Origin of the sequence: Rhizobium sp. 11_C7_N12_5 (genome assembly GCF_051811145.1) — a bacterium.
Lineage (GTDB): Bacteria > Pseudomonadota > Alphaproteobacteria > Rhizobiales > Rhizobiaceae > Rhizobium > Rhizobium lusitanum.
Map to the genome: position 1 here is coordinate 1,520,103 of NZ_JBPWPY010000001.1, position 18,335 is coordinate 1,538,437.

An 18,335-nucleotide genomic window follows, 5' to 3' on the forward strand; every position below is an offset into this window, starting at 1 on the left:
TGATTGCATGCCGTTCCTGTGTTTGATGGCAGCCCATGTCCGTCGCTTCAGCCGCCCCCACCCAGCAGAACCCGCTTCAAGGCATGACGATCATGGCGAGTGCCATGATCATATTGCCGACGATGGACGCGATCGCCAAATACATGGCGAGTTTCGAAGGCATGTCGCCCGGCCAGGTGACGTTCTACCGCTTCTTCTTCCAGATCGTCTGCATGCTGCCGCTGCTTGTGACCGTTTCCGGCCGGGCGGCTTTCTCAGCCAAGCGGCCCTGGCTGAACCTCTTGCGGGGCGCTCTGCATGGAGCTGCAAGCCTGCTCTTCTTCGCAGCCATAAAATACATGCCGCTTGCCGATGTCTTTGCGATCTATTTCGTCGAGCCGTTCATGCTCGCGGCGCTTTCGGCCCTGTTCCTCGGCGATAGGGTCGGCTGGCGGCGCTGGCTGGCGATCGTCGTCGGTTTCGGCGGCGCGATGATCGTCATCCAGCCGAGTTTCGAGATTTTCGGATTGAAGGCGCTGCTGCCTGTGGCCTGCGCCTTCCTCTTTGCGCTCTATCTGTTCATGAATCGCGCGGTCGGCGAAGCGGATTCGCCATTGACGATGCAGATCATGGCCGGTGTCGGCGGCACGCTGTTCATGACATTCGCTCTGCTGGCGGGCTCGTCGGCCGGTATTGCGGATTTCGAGCCTTCCCTGCCCGTCTCCGGGCTCGGTCTCGTGCTCCTGCTGATTCTCGGCTCGATTTCAGGCTACGCGCACATGCTCGTCGTCAGAGCCTTCCGGCTGGCGCCGTTGTCGCTGCTGGCGCCCTTCCAATATTTTGAGATTATCTCGGCCACCATCCTCGGCTATGCGATCTTCGGCGATTTTCCCAATCTTTCCAAATGGATCGGCATCGCGATCATCGTCGGTTCCGGCCTGTTCATCATCTGGCGGGAGCGCGTGCAGTCGCGATCGGCTAAATCCGCTTGAGCACGCGCATCTTGCACATGGACCGACGGCGCAATTTATGGCTAAAACACTGACACAGCAGACGTATTGGGCGGAGTTCGCATGTTCAAGAAAATCCTGATCGCCAACCGCGGCGAGATCGCTTGCCGCGTGATCAAGACGGCGCGCCGGATGGGCATCCTGACGGTTGCCGTCTATTCCGATGCCGATCGGGATGCCCTGCATGTCGAGATGGCCGACGAGGCCGTCCATATCGGCCCTGCTCCGGCCGCGGAAAGCTATCTCGTTGCTGAAAAGATCATAGCAGCCTGCAAGGAGACTGGAGCGGAAGCGGTTCATCCAGGCTACGGCTTTCTCTCCGAGCGTGCGTCCTTCTGCTCGGCGCTGGAAAAAGAGGGCATCGTCTTCATCGGCCCGAAGCCGAAGGCGATCGAAGCCATGGGCGACAAGATCGAATCGAAGAAATTCGCCAATGCCGCCAAGGTCTCCACCGTCCCTGGACATCTCGGCATCATCGATGATGCCGATCATGCCGAAAAGATTGCCGGCGAAATCGGCTATCCCGTGATGATCAAGGCATCCGCCGGCGGTGGCGGCAAGGGCATGCGCATCGCCTGGAGCAAGGATGAGGTGCGCGACGGCTTCGATCGTGCCCGTTCGGAAGCGAAAAGCTCCTTTGGCGACGATCGCGTCTTCATCGAGAAATTCGTTGTCGACCCACGCCACATCGAAATCCAGGTGCTGGCCGATGGCCACGGCAATGTCGTCTATCTCGGCGAGCGCGAATGTTCGATCCAGCGCCGGAATCAGAAGGTGGTCGAGGAAGCACCCTCGCCTTTTCTCGATGAAGCAACACGAAAGGCCATGGGCGAGCAGTCGGTTGCGCTCGCCAGGGCCGTGGATTATCAGAGCGCCGGCACGGTCGAGTTCATCGTCGACCGCGACAGAAATTTCTATTTTCTCGAAATGAACACCCGCCTGCAGGTCGAACATCCCGTAACGGAGCTCGTGACCGGCGTCGATCTTGTCGAACAGATGATCCGTGTCGCCGCCGGCGGAAAGCTGCCTTTCAAGCAGGAAGACATCAAGCTGAACGGCTGGGCAGTCGAAAGTCGCCTCTATGCCGAGGATCCCTACCGCAATTTCCTGCCTTCGATCGGCCGTCTGACGCACTACCATCCGCCGCGCGAAGGCAAGCGCGGCAAATCCGTCGTCCGCAACGACACCGGCGTCTTCGAAGGCGCCGAAATTTCCATGTATTACGATCCGATGATCGCCAAGCTCTGCACCTGGGCTCCAACTAGGCTGGAGGCGATCGAGGCCATGGGCGAGGCGCTGGACGGTTTCGTCGTTGACGGCATCGAACACAACATGCCGTTTTTGTCGGCGCTGATGAAGCATCCGCGCTGGCGCGAGGGGCGTCTTTCCACCGGCTTCATCGCCGAGGAATATCCGCACGGTTTTGCTCCGATGGCGCCGGACGAGAGCCAGGCTGCCCTGCTTGCCGCAATCGCCCTCTCCTGCAGCCTGGTCGAATCCAACCGTCGCGAACGCTATGCCGACAGGCTGCGCCCCACGGCGGGACCGCTGCGGGAGAATTGGGTGGTCAAGCTCGGCGCCGATTACCTCTCCGTGGGGCTGCTGGATGGCGTGGTGACCATTCCATTCGAGATGGACATGCAGATAGGGGGAGAGACCGTGACGGTCGCGACCGATTGGCGTCCGGGCGACGCCGTATGGGTTGGCACAGTCGCCAAACATAGGATCACTGCCCAGATCCGCCCCATGCTGAACGGCTTGCGCATCGATTGGCAAGGCATGTCCGTCAGGGTCAAGATCTTCACGCCTCGCCAGGCGGAGCTCGATAAGCTGATGCCGGTAAAATTGCCGCCCGACACGTCGAAGCTGCTCCTTTGCCCAATGCCCGGTCTTGTCGTCGCCATTGCCGTCGCCGAGGGCCAGGAAGTCAAGGCCGGCGAGACTCTCGCCATTGTCGAGGCGATGAAGATGGAGAACGTTCTGCGCGCCGAACGTGACCTGATCGTCGGCAAGATCAACGCCAAGCCCGGTGAAAGCCTCGCCGTCGATGCCGTCATCATGGAATTTGCCTGATCAAAATACGGCATTAATTTCGCTTGAGCCGTCCCGCGCGCCCATGCCAATGTCCGCGCGAACCAAAACATTGCAGGAAGGGATGAAACGATGGATGTACGTGCTGCAGTAGCAGTTCAAGCCGGCAAGCCGCTCGAGGTGATGACGGTTCAGCTCGAAGGGCCGAAGGCGGGCGAAGTGCTGATCGAGGTGAAGGCGACAGGCATCTGCCACACCGACGATTTCACGCTGTCGGGCGCCGATCCCGAGGGCCTGTTTCCCGCCATCCTCGGCCACGAGGGCGCCGGCATCGTCGTCGACGTCGGCCCGGGCGTCACCTCGGTGAAGAAGGGCGATCACGTCATTCCGCTTTACACGCCGGAGTGCCGCGAATGCTATTCCTGCCTGTCGCGAAAGACCAACCTCTGCACCTCGATCCGCGCCACCCAGGGACAGGGCCTGATGCCCGATGGCACATCGCGCTTCTCGATCGGCAAGGACAAGATCCATCACTACATGGGCTGCTCGACCTTCGCCAACTTCACCGTCCTGCCGGAGATCGCGCTTGCCAAGGTCAATCCCGACGCACCCTTTGATAAGATCTGCTACATCGGCTGCGGCGTCACCACAGGCATCGGCGCGGTCATCAACACCGCCAAGGTCGAAATCGGCTCGACCGCTATCGTCTTCGGTCTCGGCGGTATCGGTCTCAACGTGCTTCAAGGCCTGCGCCTTGCCGGCGCCGACATCATCATCGGCGTCGATATCAACAATGATCGCAAGGCCTGGGGCGAAAAGTTCGGTATGACGCATTTCGTCAACCCGAAGGAGGTAGGTGACGACATCGTGCCCTACCTCGTCAACCTGACGAAGCGCAACGGCGACCTGATCGGCGGTGCCGACTATACGTTCGACTGCACGGGCAACACCAAGGTCATGCGTCAGGCGTTGGAAGCCTCGCACCGCGGCTGGGGCAAGTCCGTTATCATCGGCGTCGCCGGCGCCGGCCAGGAAATCTCCACCCGTCCATTCCAGCTGGTCACCGGTCGCAATTGGATGGGTACCGCCTTCGGGGGCGCGCGTGGCCGCACCGATGTGCCGAAGATCGTCGACTGGTACATGGAAGGCAAGATCCAGATCGATCCGATGATCACCCACACAATGCCGCTCGAAGATATCAACAAGGGCTTTGAGCTGATGCATTCCGGCGAAAGCATCCGCGGCGTGGTGGTTTACTAGTAGCCGCCAACGGAGTTGCATGCGGTGGATGAGTTAATCACCGCATGCTATTTGAATTATTGAAGTATCCTATGATTTATGTCGATGCCGATGCCTGTCCGGTCAAACCGGAAATTTTGAAAGTTGCCGAACGTCACGGCATCGAAGTGACGCTTGTCGCTAATTCCGGATTGCGCCCGTCGCGGGATCCGATGGTGCGGAACGTCATCGTCTCCAATGCTTTCGATGCCGCCGACAACTGGATCGCCGAGCATGCCGGTCCCGGCGATATCGTCGTCACGGCCGATGTGCCGCTCGCCGGGCGTTGCGTCGCCACCGGCGCGCTGGTGACCGGGCCGACCGGCCGGGTGTTCGACGTCGCCAATATCGGCATGGCAACCGCCATGCGTGATCTCGGCGCGCATCTTCGTGAGACCGGCGAGAGCAAAGGATACAACGCCGCCTTTTCGCCGCGCGACCGCTCGACCTTCCTCGAAACCTTCGACCGGCTGTGCCGGCGTGCAAAAGCACATCAATCATCGCCTGGAGACCAGTCTTGAACATCATTTCCCAGAACACCGCCTTCGGCGGCATGCAGGGCGTCTTCTCGCACGAATCGGAGGCCTGCAAATGCGAGATGACGTTCGCAGTCTTCGTGCCGCCGCAGGCAATCAAGGAACCCCGCCCTGTCGTCTGGTATCTCTCCGGCCTTACCTGCACCCACGCCAATGTCATGGAGAAAGGTGAGTATCGCCGCATGGCTGCCGAGCTCGGCCTGATTGTCGTCTGCCCGGACACCAGCCCGCGCGGCAATGACGTGCCGGATGAACTGACCAACTGGCAGATGGGCAAAGGCGCCGGCTTCTATCTCGACGCCACCGAGATGCCCTGGGCCGAGAACTACCGGATGTATAGCTACGTCATGGAGGAATTGCCTCACCTCATCGCCAAGCAGTTCCGCGTCGACATGAGCAAACAGGGCATTTTCGGCCATTCCATGGGTGGTCATGGCGCAATGACCATCGCGCTCAAGAATCCAGACCGCTTCAGGAGCTGCTCCGCCTTCGCGCCCATCGTCCAGCCTTCGACGGCCGATTGGTCGGCTCCGGCCTTCGACAAATATCTCGGCGCCGACAAATCGGCCTGGAGACAATACGACGCGTGCTCCCTCGTCGAGGACGGCGCCCGCTTCCCGGAGTTCCTGATCGATCAGGGCAAGGCCGACAGCTTCCTTGAAAACGGCCTGCGTCCCTGGCTGTTCGAAGAGGCTGTCAAAGGCACCGGCATCGGCCTGACGCTACGCATGCACGAGCGCTATGACCACTCCTACTACTTCATCTCCAGCTTCATGGATGATCACCTGAGATGGCACGCCGAACGGCTGGCATGAAACGGGTGGCATGGCAGCTATGCGCTCAATAGCTTGAAAAGCTCTTTTGGCAGAGGCATATGGTAACCCGCGCAGACGGCTGCGGCGGCCGATATTCTTTCATCGGCTGTAACATCCGCGGGGACGGCCTCGCTCTGAATAAAGGAGCGTAACATGGCTTGGTTCCTGCTTTTTCTTGCAGGCTTGTTTGAAATCGGCTGGGCAGTCGGCCTGAAGTATACCGACGGCTTTACACGGCCGATGCCGACTGCTTTCACCATCATATCCATGATCATCAGCATTGTGCTGCTCGGCCTTGCGGTAAAGACCCTGCCGATGGGCACGGCCTATGCTGTTTGGACCGGCATCGGCACGGTCGGCACCGTATTGTTAGGCATATGGCTGCTCGGCGATCCCGCAACCCTCGTCCGCGTGGCCTGCATCGCCCTGATCGTCACAGGCATTGCCGGCCTCAAGCTCGCCACCTGACAAGGTACGGTCACCGGCGCTGGCGATTGTCCAGCGCCCAATCCCCGGGACCGGCAAACACCAGAAACAGGAAGATGAAGCAGAACAGCACTGCGCCATCTCCCTGATTGTTGGCCGGGAAGAAGTCGATCTGCATATGCACCATAAAATAGGCAATCGCCATTTCGCCGCTAAGGAGAAAGGCAATGGGGCGGGTGAACAGCCCAAACAGGATGAGGACGCCGCCTACGAGCTCGATTGCACCTGCCACGAAGAACAATGTCGTGATTGTAAAGGGTGCAGGTGGAAAGCCGAAAAGCTTTTGGGTGCCGTGCTCGACGAACAACAGGGCTGTGATAACCCGCAGGACTGCCAGTGCAGTTGGCTGATACGGCGACAAGCGCTCGAAAACCGACATGAAGATCTCCGTTCGAAATAGAATGCAGAAGAGATCTTGCCGACAAGGCTCCCTTTCCGCTGACAACGGAATCAACACGCGAAAGAGAAAATTATTCGCCGGGCCTGGCGATCGGCCAAGCCCGGCGATGACATTGACTACTTCTTGCGATTGTCGACGGCCACAAGGCCGGGACCGGCAAAGATCAGGAACAGGAAGACGAAGCAGTAAAGAATAGCTGCGTCGCCGCCATTGTTGGCCGGGAAGAAATTCTTCGGATAATGCGCCATGAAATAGGCGACCGCCATGTTGCCGCAAAGGATGAATGCGACGGGGCGGGTAAAGAAACCGACGATTGTTGCCAAGCCGCCGACGATCTCGATGATACCCTGAACCAGAAGCAGGGTCGGCAGTGGGCTTGGGAATTGGCCACCTGGCGGAAAGCCGAAAAACTTCTGTAGGCCATGTTCGATGAACAGCACGCCGGTGACGACACGCAATACAGTAAGAGCATAGGGCTGATATTGATTCAGCCGATCGGAAAGCGCCATTTTAAACTCCAGTTTTAACTCCCCCAGAAGCAAGCATTAGAGCGGCCGCCCCTGAACGTGAAAACACGGATTCTGACGTCCAATCAATTTTCCGTGTGGAATCCGTGGCTTGCTGTCACATGCTCACAGTGGAATGTTGTCGTGCTTCTTCCAGGGATTGGTCAGGTCCTTGTTGCGCAGCATCCGCAAGCCCTGCGCCAACCGGCGGCGGGTGGAACGCGGCATGATCACTTCGTCGATATAACCACGCTCGGCTGCGACGAAGGGCGACAGGAAACGGTCCTCATACATCTTCGTATGGGCCGCTATTTTCTGGGGATCAGCGATATCCTTGCGGAAGATGATCTCGACGGCGCCCTTGGCGCCCATGACGGCAATCTGCGCCGTCGGCCATGCATAGTTGAGATCGCCGCGTAGATGCTTCGAGGCCATGACGTCATAGGCGCCGCCGAAGGCCTTGCGGGTGATGACGGTGAGCTTCGGCACCGTCGCCTCGGCATAGGCGAAGAGCAGTTTGGCGCCGTGCTTGATCAACCCGCCATATTCCTGCGCCGTCCCTGGCAGGAAGCCGGGCACATCGACGAAGGTGACGATCGGGATATTGAAGCAATCGCAGAAGCGCACGAAGCGCGCCGCCTTGCGCGACGCATCGCTGTCGAGCACGCCGGCGAGCACCATCGGCTGATTGGCGACGAAGCCGACCGTGGCTCCCTCGATCCGCCCGAAGCCGCAGACGATGTTCTTGGCGAAGCTCTCCTGTATCTCGAAGAAATCGCCCTCATCCGCCACCTTGAGGATCAGTTCCTTGATGTCGTAGGGCTTGTTGGCATTGGCCGGGATCAGCGTGTCGAGCGAGGTATCGGGCTCGGTGACGGATTGATAGCACTCGATCTCCGGCAGAGCCGCAGTATTCGATTGCGGCAGGAAATCGACGAGGCGGCGCACCTGCAGCAGCGTATCGACATCATTGTCATAGGCGGCGTCGGCAATCGAGGATTTCGTCGTGTGCACGGAGGCGCCGCCGAGCTGTTCGGAGGTGACGGTCTCGTTTGTGACGGTCTTCACCACATCCGGCCCGGTGACGAACATGTAGGATGTATCGCGCACCATGAAGATGAAATCGGTCATGGCGGGCGAGTAGACATCGCCGCCGGCGCAGGGACCCATGATGACGGAAATCTGCGGGATGACGCCGGATGCAAGCACGTTGCGCTGAAACACTTCGGCATAGCCACCAAGTGCGGCCACGCCTTCCTGAATGCGGGCGCCGCCGGCGTCATAGATGCCGATGATGGGCGCGCGGTTCTTCAGCGCCATATCCTGTACTTTGGTGATCTTTTCCGCATGTGCTTCTGAAAGAGACCCACCGAAGACGGTGAAATCCTTGGCAAAAATGAAAACGGTGCGCCCGTTGACCGTACCCCAGCCGGTCACGACGCCATCGCCGGCAACCTTGCTCTTGTCCATGCCGAAATCGGTCGAGCGATGCTCGACGAACATGTCGAACTCCTCGAAGGAACCCTCGTCGAGGAAGATGTCGATGCGTTCGCGGGCCGTGAGCTTGCCTCGCGCATGCTGCGCATCGATTCGCACCTGACCGCCGCCGAGCCTTGCGACCTCACGACGACGCTCCAGTTCCTGCAGAATTTCCTTCATGAGGCCCTCTCTCCTTCGCTGCTCGGGCTTAGCACGACGCGAGCGCGGTTTGAAGCTGCCGGCTCAGTTCGCCAGCCGTGGCATGGTCAGTGAAAAGATGGAGCGGACGCGAGCAGCGATATCTTCCGCCATCAGTTCATCGGCCGTGGCAGGATCGGGAGCCACCGTTCTTATTTCAAAAGATGCCATGGCCACCACGGAGCCACCGTCCAACGCCGCTGCGTCGATGTTGACCTTGGCGCTGCTGCGATCTCGGTTGAAGCCGCGCGCCTTGCGAACATCGGTCAATCGGATGGTGATAGCGACCTGCGGCAACGTCGTGCTGTGGGCCGTTGCGGCGATCGAGGCGTTCACGCGATCATTGGTGGCGGCAATCAGCGCCGGCGATACCGGCGGCAAGGCCTGATCGGCCACCACAGTCGCGCTGCGAACGTCATAGGTTGGAGGAGGAGGATCAACGGACCAGCTCGAGCACGCAGCCAGAGCCAAACATCCCACGAGCGCCAATACGGCCCCCGGCCTCAACAACAACATGATCCCTGCCCCGACTTCCAAATCCGCAAGATACGAAGGCTGTTATAAAGGACTGGAAATCAACAATATTCAACTGCGCAGTGCAGAAAAAACGTCGGTTGCCGCCTGAAATTCCTCGAAGCGTTGCGCGCGGCGGTGCTCGGCTTCCTCATCGCTGCCCCAATGTTCGATCGTCCAGTCTTCATCGAGATGCGCCAACGACCAGACGTCGGCAAGCGGCAGCCAGCCCTCCGCAAAGGCGAGCGCCAGGATCGCGGAGCCGGTCATGCTCGTGATCGTATGCAGGCTCGCAAGCTCCATGGGCGTGTCGTATTTGCGCAATGCCGCGGCGAAGGCGGAAATGGCCTCGCGGGGCTGCTGCTGGTGAATGACGCCCTCGGCCAGAATGAAGCGAGCACCGATCTCGCGTGCCGCCCACTCGATCACCGGGTTCCAGCGCTCCGACTGCCGCGCGACCAGCCGCTCCGGCTCATTGGCGCGATAGCAAAGGAGATCGCTGCCGGAAAAGCGCACGATTTCGTCGAACACAGCCTGGCTTTCGGTCGCCACACCATCGATGGCGCTGTTGACCAGACGGGTGACCGGCATTGTTGCTGGATCGATGACGTCGACTTGTCTCGCCCATTCGGCCGCCACCAGCTTGGCAAGCGCTTCCGTCGGCAGGGCGAGAGAATGCCGCGCCGGCGTCTTGACCACCTTGCCGTCGAGCGCAATGGCGTGACCGTCGTTGCCCGGGTTGATTGTCACGTCCTTGTAGAAGCGCTTCGGCAAGGGTCTCTTCATCTGGATCTGCGCGCGGCGGATCGGATCGGGATGGCTCAGCCCCTCGGAAAGATCGTTCAACAGGTCGCGCATGTCGTCACCTCAGAGAATATGGCTCAACAGGTCGTTTGGATGGTGGGCAATCGCATCGGCGCCGGCAGTCAGCAATTCCTCCACCGAAGCGTAACCCCAGGATACGCCGATGGCGGTCGCGCCGGCAGCCTTTGCCATCTGCATGTCGTAAACGGCATCGCCAATGACGATGGTGTCGTGCGGATCCATGCCGGTTTCGTCGCAGCATTCCGCCACCATGGCCGGATGCGGCTTCGAGGGGCAATCGTCGGCAGTACGCGACACCACGAAATAGGGCGCAAAACCGTTGGCTTCAAGAATATGGATAAGACCACGGCGGGACTTGCCCGTCACGGCACCGAGCAGCAATTCGTCGCGGGATGCGAGAGTCTCGATCAGCGGCTTGATGCCGTCGAAGAGCGGCGTCTGCATATCCGCCTCGTCGCGCACGCCGGGAAAGATCGACTTGTAGTGCGCGGTCATGGCAATCGCCTCGTCATCGACATGCGGCTTGCCCTGCATGCGGGAAACCGCGATATCCAGGCTGAGGCCGATGATCGCCTTGGTGGCGGAAACATCGGGGCGCTTGTAGCCAAAGGCAACGAATGTCCGCGCCATGACCTCGTGGATCAGCCGCACGCTATCGACCAGCGTGCCGTCGCAATCGAAAAGAACGAGTTTCATTCGTCGTCCGGCTCCCCTGCCGATGCCATGTCGAGACCGAGAAGGTTCCATGTCTGCACCATGTGCGGCGGCAGAGGTGCCGTGACGCGCAGGCGGCCGCCATTGGGATGCGGAATATCGATATGGCGGGCATGCAGATGCAGACGCTTCTGGACACCGCCAGGGAAATCCCAGTTCGGATCGTCATCGAAATATTTGGGGTCGCCGATGATCGGATGACCTATATGCAGCGCATGGACGCGGAGCTGGTGCGTGCGGCCGGTATAGGGCTCCATCTCCAGCCAGGCGAGGCTCTGCGCTGCCATTTCGAGCACGCGATAATAGGAGATGGCGTGATCCGCGCCCTCCTCCCCATGCTTGGCGATGCGCATGCGATCGCCGTCGGGTGTTGCTTCCTTCACCAGCCAGGTCGAAATCTTGTCCTCGTGCTTGCGCGGCACACCCTTGACCAACGACCAATAGGTCTTTTTGGTGTCGCGCTCACGAAAGGCCGCAGTCAGCTTCTGCGCCGCGCCGCGGGTGCGGGCAACGACGAGGACGCCGGATGTGTCGCGGTCGAGACGGTGCACCAGGCGTGGCTTTTCGCCCTTCTTGCTCGTCCATGCCTCCAGCATCTTGTCGATATGACGGGTGAGGCCGGAACCGCCCTGCACGGCGAGGCCGGCCGGCTTGTTCAGCACAAAGACCTTCTCGTCTTCGTGCAGCAGCATGCGCGCAAGAAGCTCGCCGTCACCGGCGTGTTTAAGGTCATTGCCACCGATGGGGCCGCTCTTCAGGGCCTTGGCGTCGACGTCGAGAGGCGGCACGCGCACCACCTGCCCCGGCTGCACGCGCGCATCCGTCTTGACACGACCGCCATCGACGCGCACCTGGCCGGAACGCAACAACTTTTGCAGCTGACCGAAGCCGAGCCCCGGAAAATGTACCTTGAACCAGCGGTCGAGGCGCATGCCGGCTTCGTCAGGCTCGACCTGTATATGTTCAATCCCGGCCATTGTTCTTCTTTCAAATGCCGCAGCATGCTCCGGAAAATACCAAACGCTCGTTGGACTGGATCATGCCAATTCAAATAACGGGGCCAGCTGCCCCGCAGCCGGATATCCCGGCCTTTCGACGTGGCTTTAGAGCATTTCGAGCAAAAGTGGAAACTGGAATTATCCGGGCCGAATATTTTTCTGGCTCAGTTTCCCTTGGCCGACACGACGGGCAGATCGAGATCGACCATCCCGGCTTTCTCGAACATCAGCATCACAGGCACCGAGCCGCCCTTTTTGAAGGGCGTCTTCACCTGCTTGAACATCATGTGCATCGTGTTCGGCGAAAGCGTCACGGTAGTACCGGCGGGAATTGCGATACCACCCTTGATCTCGCGCATCTTCATGATCTCGCCGTCCATCTTCATCTCGTGCAATTCCACCTTGCCCGCAGCCGAGGATGTGACTGATGTCAGCTTGTCGTCGGCCTTGCCGCCATTGTGGATGATAATATAGCCGCCGCCGACCGGTTGACCAGGCAGCATGGCGCGGACATAACCGCCGCTGATATCGAGATCGCCGATCTTACCGGTGGCTGAACCGGATGGCGCCGCCTGCGCATCCATATGCATCCCGGCCATGCCCTTCATGTCGCCGCTCTGCTGGGCCATTGCGCCGCCTGTCGAAAGCGAAAGTGCTGCTGCTGACATCAGCAATGCTGCGACCTGACAACGGTTCATCATTCTCTCCTGCCCGGCTCCTCTATCGACCCGAAGGGATAGCCTTTCGCAACCTCGTTGCAAAGCCCCCGCTTTCACTCGCGGGATGGCCGATGGAAGCGCGCGACAAAAATTTGTTCAGCGGCGACATTTGCCCCTTGCCATCTCTCTCGACTACCAGATAATGACACTCGACCTTGTTGGGAGAATCCGGCGCAAGCCGGTGCCGAAGGAGCAACCGCCCCGGAAACTCTCAGGCCCAAAGGACCAGCAAGGGGCAGACGGAACTCTGGAGAGAAACGCGCAAGCGTTCGCCGAAGGGATAACAATCTCAGGCAAACAGACAGAGGGGGCTCATCGTCAGGCGCAACTGTGCCGAAATTGTGAGCTCTGCGCTCGGATATGAGCGCAAAACCCGGAGGCGTCATTGGACGAGACCGCTGCCCTCAAGAAGACACCCCTTTACGACCTGCATGTATCGCTCGGCGCCCGCATGGTGCCGTTTGCCGGTTACGACATGCCCGTGCAATATGCCGCGGGTGTCATGAAGGAACACCTTTGGACCCGCTCTTCCGCCGGCCTGTTCGACGTGTCGCATATGGGTCAGGTGACGATCCGCGCCCGTTCCGGCAAATATGAGGACGCGGCGCTCGCACTGGAAAGCCTCGTGCCGGTCGATATCCTCGGCCTCGCGGAAGATCGCCAGCGCTACGGCTTCTTTACCGACGACAACGGCGGCATCCTCGACGATCTCATGATCACCCATATGGATGACTACCTCTTCGTCGTTGTGAACGCCGCCTGCAAGGAGCAGGATCTCAAGCATCTTCAAGATCATATCGGCGATAGCTGTGAGGTTACCTTACTTGATCGCGCACTGATTGCCCTGCAAGGACCGCGCGCCGTTTCCGTGCTTGCGGAACTCTGGGCCGACATTGCCTACATGAAATTCATGGATGTGCGCCATTGTCGCCTGCACGACGTTTCCTGCCTCGTGTCGCGCTCCGGCTACAGCGGCGAAGACGGTTTCGAGATTTCCGTACCGGCCGACAAGGCCGAGGATATCGCCAAGCGGCTGCTCGAACACCCGGATGTGCAGCCGATCGGCCTCGGCGCCCGCGACTCGCTGCGCCTCGAAGCCGGGCTTTGCCTCTATGGCAATGATATCGATCAGACCACGACACCGGTCGAAGCCGCGCTCGAATGGGCCATGCAGAAGGCTCGAAAGACCGGCGGCACCCGCGCCGGCGGCTTTCCCGGCGCGTCCCGCATTCTCGCCGAACTCGATGGTGGCGCCCCGCGCCGCCGCGTCGGCCTGAAGCCGGAAGGCAAGGCGCCCGTGCGCGGTCATGCCAAGCTCCATGCCGATGCCGAGGGCAAGACCGAGATCGGTGAGGTTACCTCGGGCAGCTTCGGCCCGAGCGTGGAATCCCCCGTCGCCATGGGCTATGTGCCCACGAGATTCTCATCGCCCGGCACGACCGTCTACGCCGAGGTGCGCGGCAAATACCTACCCGTCGCCGTCAGCGCCCTGCCTTTCGTCAAGCCTACCTACAAACGCTGAACGTCTTTTCCAGAGAGGATTATCCATGCTGAAATTCACCGAAGAACATGAGTGGCTGAACATCGATGGCGATGTTGCGACGGTCGGCATCACGGCGCATGCCGCCGAGCAGCTCGGCGATCTGGTTTTCGTGGAACTGCCTGAAGTCGGCGCCAGCTTCTCAAAGGGCGACGATGCGGCAACAGTCGAATCCGTCAAGGCGGCTTCCGAAGTCTATTGTCCGCTCGACGGAGAAATCACCGCCGTCAACGAAGCCATCACCGCCGATCCGGCACTCGTCAACTCCGATCCGATGGGGGCTGGCTGGTTCTTCAAGCTGAAGTTGAAGAACGTGAGTGATGTTGGTGGTCTTCTTGATGAATCCGGTTACAAGGAGCTGATCGGATAATGACAACGCCTACGGAATTCAAATTTACCGACTACCAGCCCTACGATTTTGCCAATCGTCGCCATATCGGCCCATCTCCGTCAGAGATGACCGATATGCTTGGCGTGATCGGCTACAACAGCCTTGACGGCCTGATCGACGCGACGTTGCCGCCTGCCATTCGCCAGAAGACGCCGCTCGCTTGGGGTGCGCCGATGACCGAGCGCGAGGCGCTCGACAGATTGCGCGAGACCGCCAACAAGAACAAGGTCCTCGTCTCGCTGATCGGCCAGGGCTATTACGGCACGATCACGCCGCCGGTCATCCAGCGCAATATCCTGGAAAATCCCGCCTGGTACACCGCCTATACCCCTTACCAGCCGGAAATCAGCCAGGGCCGCCTCGAGGCGCTGCTGAATTACCAGACGATGATCAGTGACCTCACAGGCCTCGATGTCGCCAATGCCTCGCTGCTCGATGAAGCGACTGCTGCGGCCGAAGGCATGGCAATGGCGGAGCGCGTGGCGAAATCGAAGGCCAAGGCCTTCTTCGTCGATGCCGAGTGCCATCCGCAGACCATCGCGCTGATCAAGACCCGCGCCGAGCCGCTCGGATGGACCGTTATCCTCGGCAACCCCTTCACCGACCTCGATCCGGTCGATGTCTTCGGCGCGATCTTCCAGTATCCGGGCACGCACGGTCGCCTCAACGACTTCAGCGGGCTGATCTCCAGATTGCACCAGACAGGCGCCATCGCTGTCGTCGCGACCGATTTGTTGGCGCTGACGCTGTTGAAATCGCCCGGCGAAATGGGTGCCGATATCGCCATTGGCTCCTCCCAGCGCTTCGGCGTGCCTGTGGGATATGGCGGTCCGCACGCGGCCTTCATGGCTGTCAAGGACGCTTACAAGCGCTCTATGCCGGGCCGCTTGGTCGGCGTCTCCGTCGATGCGCGGGGCAATCGCGCCTACCGCCTGTCGCTGCAGACCCGCGAACAGCATATCCGCCGCGAAAAGGCGACGTCGAATATCTGCACCGCGCAGGTGCTGCTCGCCGTCATGGCCTCGATGTACGCCGTGTTCCACGGTCCGCAGGGCCTCAAGGCCATCGCCCAGCAGGTCCACCAGAAGGCCGTCTTGATGGCCAAGGGGCTGGAAAAGCTCGGCTATGCCATCGAGCCGGAAAGCTTCTTCGATACGATCACAGTCGAAGTCGGCCATATGCAGGGTCTCATCCTGCGTGCCGCCGTCGCCGAGGGTGTGAACCTGCGCAAGGTCGGCGAGACGAAGATCGGCATGAGCCTCGACGAGCGCACGCGCCCGGCGACGCTGGAAGCCGTCTGGCGTGCCTTCGGCGGCGATTTCCGCATCGCCGATTTCGAGCCGTCCTACCGCCTGCCGAAGACCCTGTTGCGCACCAGCGAATACCTGACGCATCCGATCTTCCACATGAACCGCGCGGAAAGCGAGATGACCCGGTATATCCGCCGGCTCTCCGACCGTGACCTGGCTCTCGACCGCTCGATGATCCCGCTCGGCTCCTGCACGATGAAGCTGAACGCTACGGCGGAAATGCTGCCGATCACCTGGCCGGAATTCTCCGACATCCATCCTTTTGTGCCGGCCGATCAGGCGCTGGGCTACCGCGAAATGATCGACGATCTGACGGAGAAGCTCTGCGCCGTGACCGGTTACGATGCCTTCTCCATGCAGCCGAATTCCGGCGCGCAGGGCGAATATGCCGGCCTGCTCACCATCCGCAACTACCATATCGCCAATGGCGAGGGGCATCGCGATATCTGCCTGATCCCGACTTCGGCGCATGGCACCAACCCGGCCTCGGCGCAGATGGCGGGCATGAAGGTGGTGGTCGTCAAGGTCAGCGACGACGGCGATATCGACATGGCCGATTTCCGCGCCAAGACCGAGCAATATGCCGACAACCTCTCCTGCTGCATGATTACCTATCCTTCGACGCACGGCGTTTTCGAAGAGACGGTGAAGGAGATCTGCGATCTCGTGCACAAGCATGGCGGCCAGGTCTATCTCGACGGCGCCAACATGAACGCCATGGTCGGCCTCTCCCGCCCCGGCGACATCGGCTCCGACGTCAGCCACCTCAACCTGCACAAGACCTTCTGCATCCCGCATGGCGGTGGCGGTCCCGGCATGGGCCCGATCGGCGTCAAGGCGCATCTGGCGTCTCACCTGCCCGGCCATCCGGAGACGGACGGTCGCAGCGGCGCGGTCTCGGCCGCGGCCTTCGGTTCGGCCTCCATCCTGCCGATCTCGTGGAGCTACTGCCTGATGATGGGCGGCGAAGGGCTGACGCAGGCGACCAAGGTGGCGATCCTCAACGCCAACTATATCGCCGCCAGGCTGAAGGGCGCCTACGACGTGCTCTACAAGTCCAAGACCGGACGCGTGGCGCATGAATGCATCATCGATACGCGCCCGCTGGTGGACAGCGCCGGCGTTACCGTCGATGACGTTGCCAAGCGTCTGATCGATTGCGGCTTCCATGCGCCGACCATGAGCTGGCCGGTTGCCGGGACGCTGATGATCGAGCCGACCGAATCGGAAACCAAGGCTGAACTCGACCGGTTCTGCGAAGCGATGCTGGCGATCCGCGAGGAAGCCCGCGCCATCGAGGAAGGCCGGATGGACAAGACCGACAATCCGCTGAAGAACGCGCCGCATACGGTGGAAGACCTCGTCGGCGAATGGAACCGCCCCTATTCCCGCGAGCAGGCCTGCTTCCCGCCTGGCGCGTTCCGCGTCGACAAATACTGGTCGCCGGTCAATCGCGTCGACAACGTCTATGGCGATCGCAATCTGGTATGCACCTGCCCGCCGGTGGAATCCTACGCCGAGGCGGCCGAGTAGATTTTTTTGCGAAAAAGCGAAGCGGTTCAGTCGCTTCGCCAAAAGCCGACATAAATCTATTGTGAAACTTGTCTATGAAAACGCCGCGCGTCCCACCGGATGCGCGGCGTTTTTTTATGACGCGCCATGAGGCCTTGGAAGTCAGACATTATGCCGGAATGGCCGGATTTTCATTTCATCGCCGGGCGGGCGGAGCATTCCTCCTCCCCGCTGCTTCTGCTGCACGGCAGCGGCAGCGATGAGGCCGCTCTCATCCCGCTTGCGGATGCGATTGCGCCGCAGCGGCCGTACATGGCGCTGCGCGGCGCTGTCGAATGGGAAGAAGGGTTCGCCTTCTTCCGCCGCAATCCCGACCGCAGCCTGGATCATGTCGACCTCGACAGCCAGACGGATAGGCTCTGTCGGTTCATTACAACGGCGATAGAGCGAAAGCTGCTCGCGCAGCCGCCAGTTCTGCTCGGTTTCTCCAATGGCGCCATCATGGCAGCATCGATCCTTCAGCGACGGCCCGGGCTCGCATCATCAGCAATCTTGATGCGGCCTCTTTCACCGGCACCTGACGCAGAGTTCCCGTCGATGCCCGCGCTGCCGATCCTGATCACCTCAGGCGAGAACGATCAACGGCGGGAGCCTGGCGACGCGGAACTCGTGAGACAACAATTTGCAAACGCCGGCGCGGATGTCAGCGCTCTTGTGCTGCCAACCGATCATGGCCTCCATCAAGACGAGGCCGACATCATCCGCGACTGGCTCATACGGAAAGGCATATGAAATGAACGAGGAAAATCCCTTCGATACGGATAATCCCGACAGCTACATCGCGGCCGCCTTTGAGACCGACGATCCGTCCTCCATTGCCAGGGCATTGGGCGAAGTGGCGCGCACGCGCAATATGAGCAAGCTTGCCAAGGATGTCGGCATGAACCGCTCGGCACTCTATCGAGCGCTGAGCGGCGAGGGAAATCCGGAATTCGCGACGATCCTGAAAGTCGTCAAGGCGCTCGGACTCAAGCTGACGCCGGTGCCGGCCGCACATTGAGAATCCAACACGCCCCGAGGTGAAATAACGACAAA

Annotated in this window: 19 protein-coding genes and 1 riboswitch; of the genes, 11 read left to right on the plus strand and 8 right to left on the minus strand. The window is 60.5% G+C overall.

What is annotated here, in order from left to right:
• Positions 1 to 35 precede the first annotated feature (35 nt).
• From AB8B29_RS07620 to sugE, 6 genes are all read left to right on the plus strand, one after another.
• Positions 36 to 971, plus strand: coding sequence for a DMT family transporter (locus AB8B29_RS07620; RefSeq protein ID WP_113118627.1), 936 nt, complete (start codon positions 36 to 38; stop codon positions 969 to 971).
• Between the two features lie 81 nt (positions 972 to 1,052).
• Entirely contained in the window at positions 1,053 to 3,062 is a 2,010-nt protein-coding gene (locus tag AB8B29_RS07625) for an acetyl-CoA carboxylase biotin carboxylase subunit (protein WP_037202285.1), read from the plus strand.
• A gap of 90 nt (positions 3,063 to 3,152) precedes the next feature.
• Complete coding sequence (locus AB8B29_RS07630) at positions 3,153 to 4,280, plus strand: S-(hydroxymethyl)glutathione dehydrogenase/class III alcohol dehydrogenase (RefSeq protein WP_037202286.1); 1,128 nt, start codon at positions 3,153 to 3,155, stop codon at positions 4,278 to 4,280.
• Between the two features lie 71 nt (positions 4,281 to 4,351).
• The gene (locus AB8B29_RS07635; RefSeq protein ID WP_037202287.1) at positions 4,352 to 4,819 is read left to right on the plus strand and encodes a YaiI/YqxD family protein; all 468 of its coding nucleotides are present in this window, start codon (positions 4,352 to 4,354) and stop codon (positions 4,817 to 4,819) included.
• Positions 4,816 to 5,649 (plus strand): S-formylglutathione hydrolase, encoded by an 834-nt coding sequence (fghA, locus tag AB8B29_RS07640; RefSeq protein ID WP_037202288.1) that lies wholly within the window; start codon positions 4,816 to 4,818, stop codon positions 5,647 to 5,649. The genes AB8B29_RS07635 and fghA overlap by 4 nt, the downstream gene beginning before the upstream one ends.
• Positions 5,650 to 5,802: 153 nt before the next feature.
• Positions 5,803 to 6,117 (plus strand): quaternary ammonium compound efflux SMR transporter SugE, encoded by a 315-nt coding sequence (gene sugE / locus AB8B29_RS07645; RefSeq protein WP_037202294.1) that lies wholly within the window; start codon positions 5,803 to 5,805, stop codon positions 6,115 to 6,117.
• A 10-nt stretch (positions 6,118 to 6,127) separates the two neighbouring features.
• On the opposite strand, the gene AB8B29_RS07650 is transcribed toward sugE, so the two are convergent.
• The 8 genes from AB8B29_RS07650 to AB8B29_RS07685 form a co-directional block, all read right to left on the minus strand.
• Positions 6,128 to 6,514 (minus strand): DoxX family protein, encoded by a 387-nt coding sequence (locus tag AB8B29_RS07650; RefSeq protein WP_047638205.1) that lies wholly within the window; start codon positions 6,512 to 6,514, stop codon positions 6,128 to 6,130.
• A gap of 137 nt (positions 6,515 to 6,651) precedes the next feature.
• On the minus strand, positions 6,652 to 7,044 hold the full coding sequence (locus tag AB8B29_RS07655; protein WP_037202299.1) for a DoxX family protein: 393 nt from the start codon (positions 7,042 to 7,044) through the stop codon (positions 6,652 to 6,654).
• 123 nt (positions 7,045 to 7,167) lie between these two features.
• A complete protein-coding gene (locus AB8B29_RS07660) occupies positions 7,168 to 8,700 on the minus strand; it encodes an acyl-CoA carboxylase subunit beta (RefSeq protein ID WP_037202302.1) in 1,533 nt (510 codons plus the stop codon).
• Positions 8,701 to 8,763: 63 nt separating this feature from the next.
• Positions 8,764 to 9,117 (minus strand): hypothetical protein, encoded by a 354-nt coding sequence (locus AB8B29_RS07665; protein WP_312865271.1) that lies wholly within the window; start codon positions 9,115 to 9,117, stop codon positions 8,764 to 8,766.
• Positions 9,118 to 9,303: 186 nt separating this feature from the next.
• Positions 9,304 to 10,089, minus strand: a complete 786-nt coding sequence (locus tag AB8B29_RS07670; protein WP_037202304.1) for an ATP12 family chaperone protein — start codon at positions 10,087 to 10,089, stop codon at positions 9,304 to 9,306.
• A 9-nt stretch (positions 10,090 to 10,098) separates the two neighbouring features.
• Positions 10,099 to 10,752: an HAD-IA family hydrolase gene (locus AB8B29_RS07675; RefSeq protein WP_047556655.1), complete on the minus strand. Its 654-nt coding sequence runs from the start codon at positions 10,750 to 10,752 to the stop codon at positions 10,099 to 10,101.
• The gene (locus tag AB8B29_RS07680; RefSeq protein WP_037202306.1) at positions 10,749 to 11,747 is read right to left on the minus strand and encodes an RluA family pseudouridine synthase; all 999 of its coding nucleotides are present in this window, start codon (positions 11,745 to 11,747) and stop codon (positions 10,749 to 10,751) included. The genes AB8B29_RS07675 and AB8B29_RS07680 overlap by 4 nt, the downstream gene beginning before the upstream one ends.
• 185 nt (positions 11,748 to 11,932) lie before the next feature.
• Positions 11,933 to 12,469, minus strand: a complete 537-nt coding sequence (locus tag AB8B29_RS07685) for a copper chaperone PCu(A)C (protein WP_439006348.1) — start codon at positions 12,467 to 12,469, stop codon at positions 11,933 to 11,935.
• A 167-nt stretch (positions 12,470 to 12,636) separates the two neighbouring features.
• Positions 12,637 to 12,725: riboswitch (glycine riboswitch) on the plus strand.
• A 147-nt stretch (positions 12,726 to 12,872) separates the two neighbouring features.
• On the opposite strand from AB8B29_RS07685, the gene gcvT reads away from it, so the two are divergent.
• The 5 genes from gcvT (at position 12,873) to AB8B29_RS07710 (ending at position 18,300) form a co-directional block, all read left to right on the plus strand.
• The gene (gene gcvT, locus AB8B29_RS07690) at positions 12,873 to 14,009 is read left to right on the plus strand and encodes a glycine cleavage system aminomethyltransferase GcvT (protein WP_047638207.1); all 1,137 of its coding nucleotides are present in this window, start codon (positions 12,873 to 12,875) and stop codon (positions 14,007 to 14,009) included.
• 25 nt (positions 14,010 to 14,034) lie between these two features.
• Positions 14,035 to 14,397, plus strand: a complete 363-nt coding sequence (gene gcvH / locus AB8B29_RS07695) for a glycine cleavage system protein GcvH (RefSeq protein ID WP_037202310.1) — start codon at positions 14,035 to 14,037, stop codon at positions 14,395 to 14,397.
• Positions 14,397 to 17,261, plus strand: a complete 2,865-nt coding sequence (gene gcvP / locus AB8B29_RS07700; RefSeq protein ID WP_037202312.1) for an aminomethyl-transferring glycine dehydrogenase — start codon at positions 14,397 to 14,399, stop codon at positions 17,259 to 17,261. The genes gcvH and gcvP overlap by 1 nt, the downstream gene beginning before the upstream one ends.
• 150 nt (positions 17,262 to 17,411) lie before the next feature.
• Positions 17,412 to 18,032: an alpha/beta hydrolase gene (locus AB8B29_RS07705; RefSeq protein ID WP_051964396.1), complete on the plus strand. Its 621-nt coding sequence runs from the start codon at positions 17,412 to 17,414 to the stop codon at positions 18,030 to 18,032.
• Position 18,033: 1 nt separating this feature from the next.
• The gene (locus AB8B29_RS07710; protein ID WP_037202314.1) at positions 18,034 to 18,300 is read left to right on the plus strand and encodes an addiction module antidote protein; all 267 of its coding nucleotides are present in this window, start codon (positions 18,034 to 18,036) and stop codon (positions 18,298 to 18,300) included.
• The last annotated feature ends 35 nt before the right edge of the window (positions 18,301 to 18,335 follow it).

Excerpts from the sequence above, each read along its gene's own strand:
- AB8B29_RS07620 (WP_113118627.1), top strand. The coding sequence starts at position 36 with ATGTCCGTCGCTTCAGCCGCCCCCACCCAGCAGAACCCGCTTCAAGGC.
- AB8B29_RS07625 (WP_037202285.1), top strand. The coding sequence starts at position 1,053 with ATGTTCAAGAAAATCCTGATCGCCAACCGCGGCGAGATCGCTTGCCGC.
- AB8B29_RS07630 (WP_037202286.1), top strand. The coding sequence starts at position 3,153 with ATGGATGTACGTGCTGCAGTAGCAGTTCAAGCCGGCAAGCCGCTCGAG.
- AB8B29_RS07635 (WP_037202287.1), top strand. The coding sequence starts at position 4,352 with ATGATTTATGTCGATGCCGATGCCTGTCCGGTCAAACCGGAAATTTTG.
- sugE (WP_037202294.1), top strand. The coding sequence starts at position 5,803 with ATGGCTTGGTTCCTGCTTTTTCTTGCAGGCTTGTTTGAAATCGGCTGG.
- AB8B29_RS07650 (WP_047638205.1), bottom strand. The coding sequence starts at position 6,514 with ATGTCGGTTTTCGAGCGCTTGTCGCCGTATCAGCCAACTGCACTGGCA.
- AB8B29_RS07655 (WP_037202299.1), bottom strand. The coding sequence starts at position 7,044 with ATGGCGCTTTCCGATCGGCTGAATCAATATCAGCCCTATGCTCTTACT.
- AB8B29_RS07660 (WP_037202302.1), bottom strand. The coding sequence starts at position 8,700 with ATGAAGGAAATTCTGCAGGAACTGGAGCGTCGTCGTGAGGTCGCAAGG.
- AB8B29_RS07670 (WP_037202304.1), bottom strand. The coding sequence starts at position 10,089 with ATGCGCGACCTGTTGAACGATCTTTCCGAGGGGCTGAGCCATCCCGAT.
- AB8B29_RS07675 (WP_047556655.1), bottom strand. The coding sequence starts at position 10,752 with ATGAAACTCGTTCTTTTCGATTGCGACGGCACGCTGGTCGATAGCGTG.
- AB8B29_RS07680 (WP_037202306.1), bottom strand. The coding sequence starts at position 11,747 with ATGGCCGGGATTGAACATATACAGGTCGAGCCTGACGAAGCCGGCATG.
- AB8B29_RS07685 (WP_439006348.1), bottom strand. The coding sequence starts at position 12,469 with ATGATGAACCGTTGTCAGGTCGCAGCATTGCTGATGTCAGCAGCAGCA.
- gcvH (WP_037202310.1), top strand. The coding sequence starts at position 14,035 with ATGCTGAAATTCACCGAAGAACATGAGTGGCTGAACATCGATGGCGAT.
- gcvP (WP_037202312.1), top strand. The coding sequence starts at position 14,397 with ATGACAACGCCTACGGAATTCAAATTTACCGACTACCAGCCCTACGAT.
- AB8B29_RS07705 (WP_051964396.1), top strand. The coding sequence starts at position 17,412 with ATGCCGGAATGGCCGGATTTTCATTTCATCGCCGGGCGGGCGGAGCAT.
- AB8B29_RS07710 (WP_037202314.1), top strand. The coding sequence starts at position 18,034 with ATGAACGAGGAAAATCCCTTCGATACGGATAATCCCGACAGCTACATC.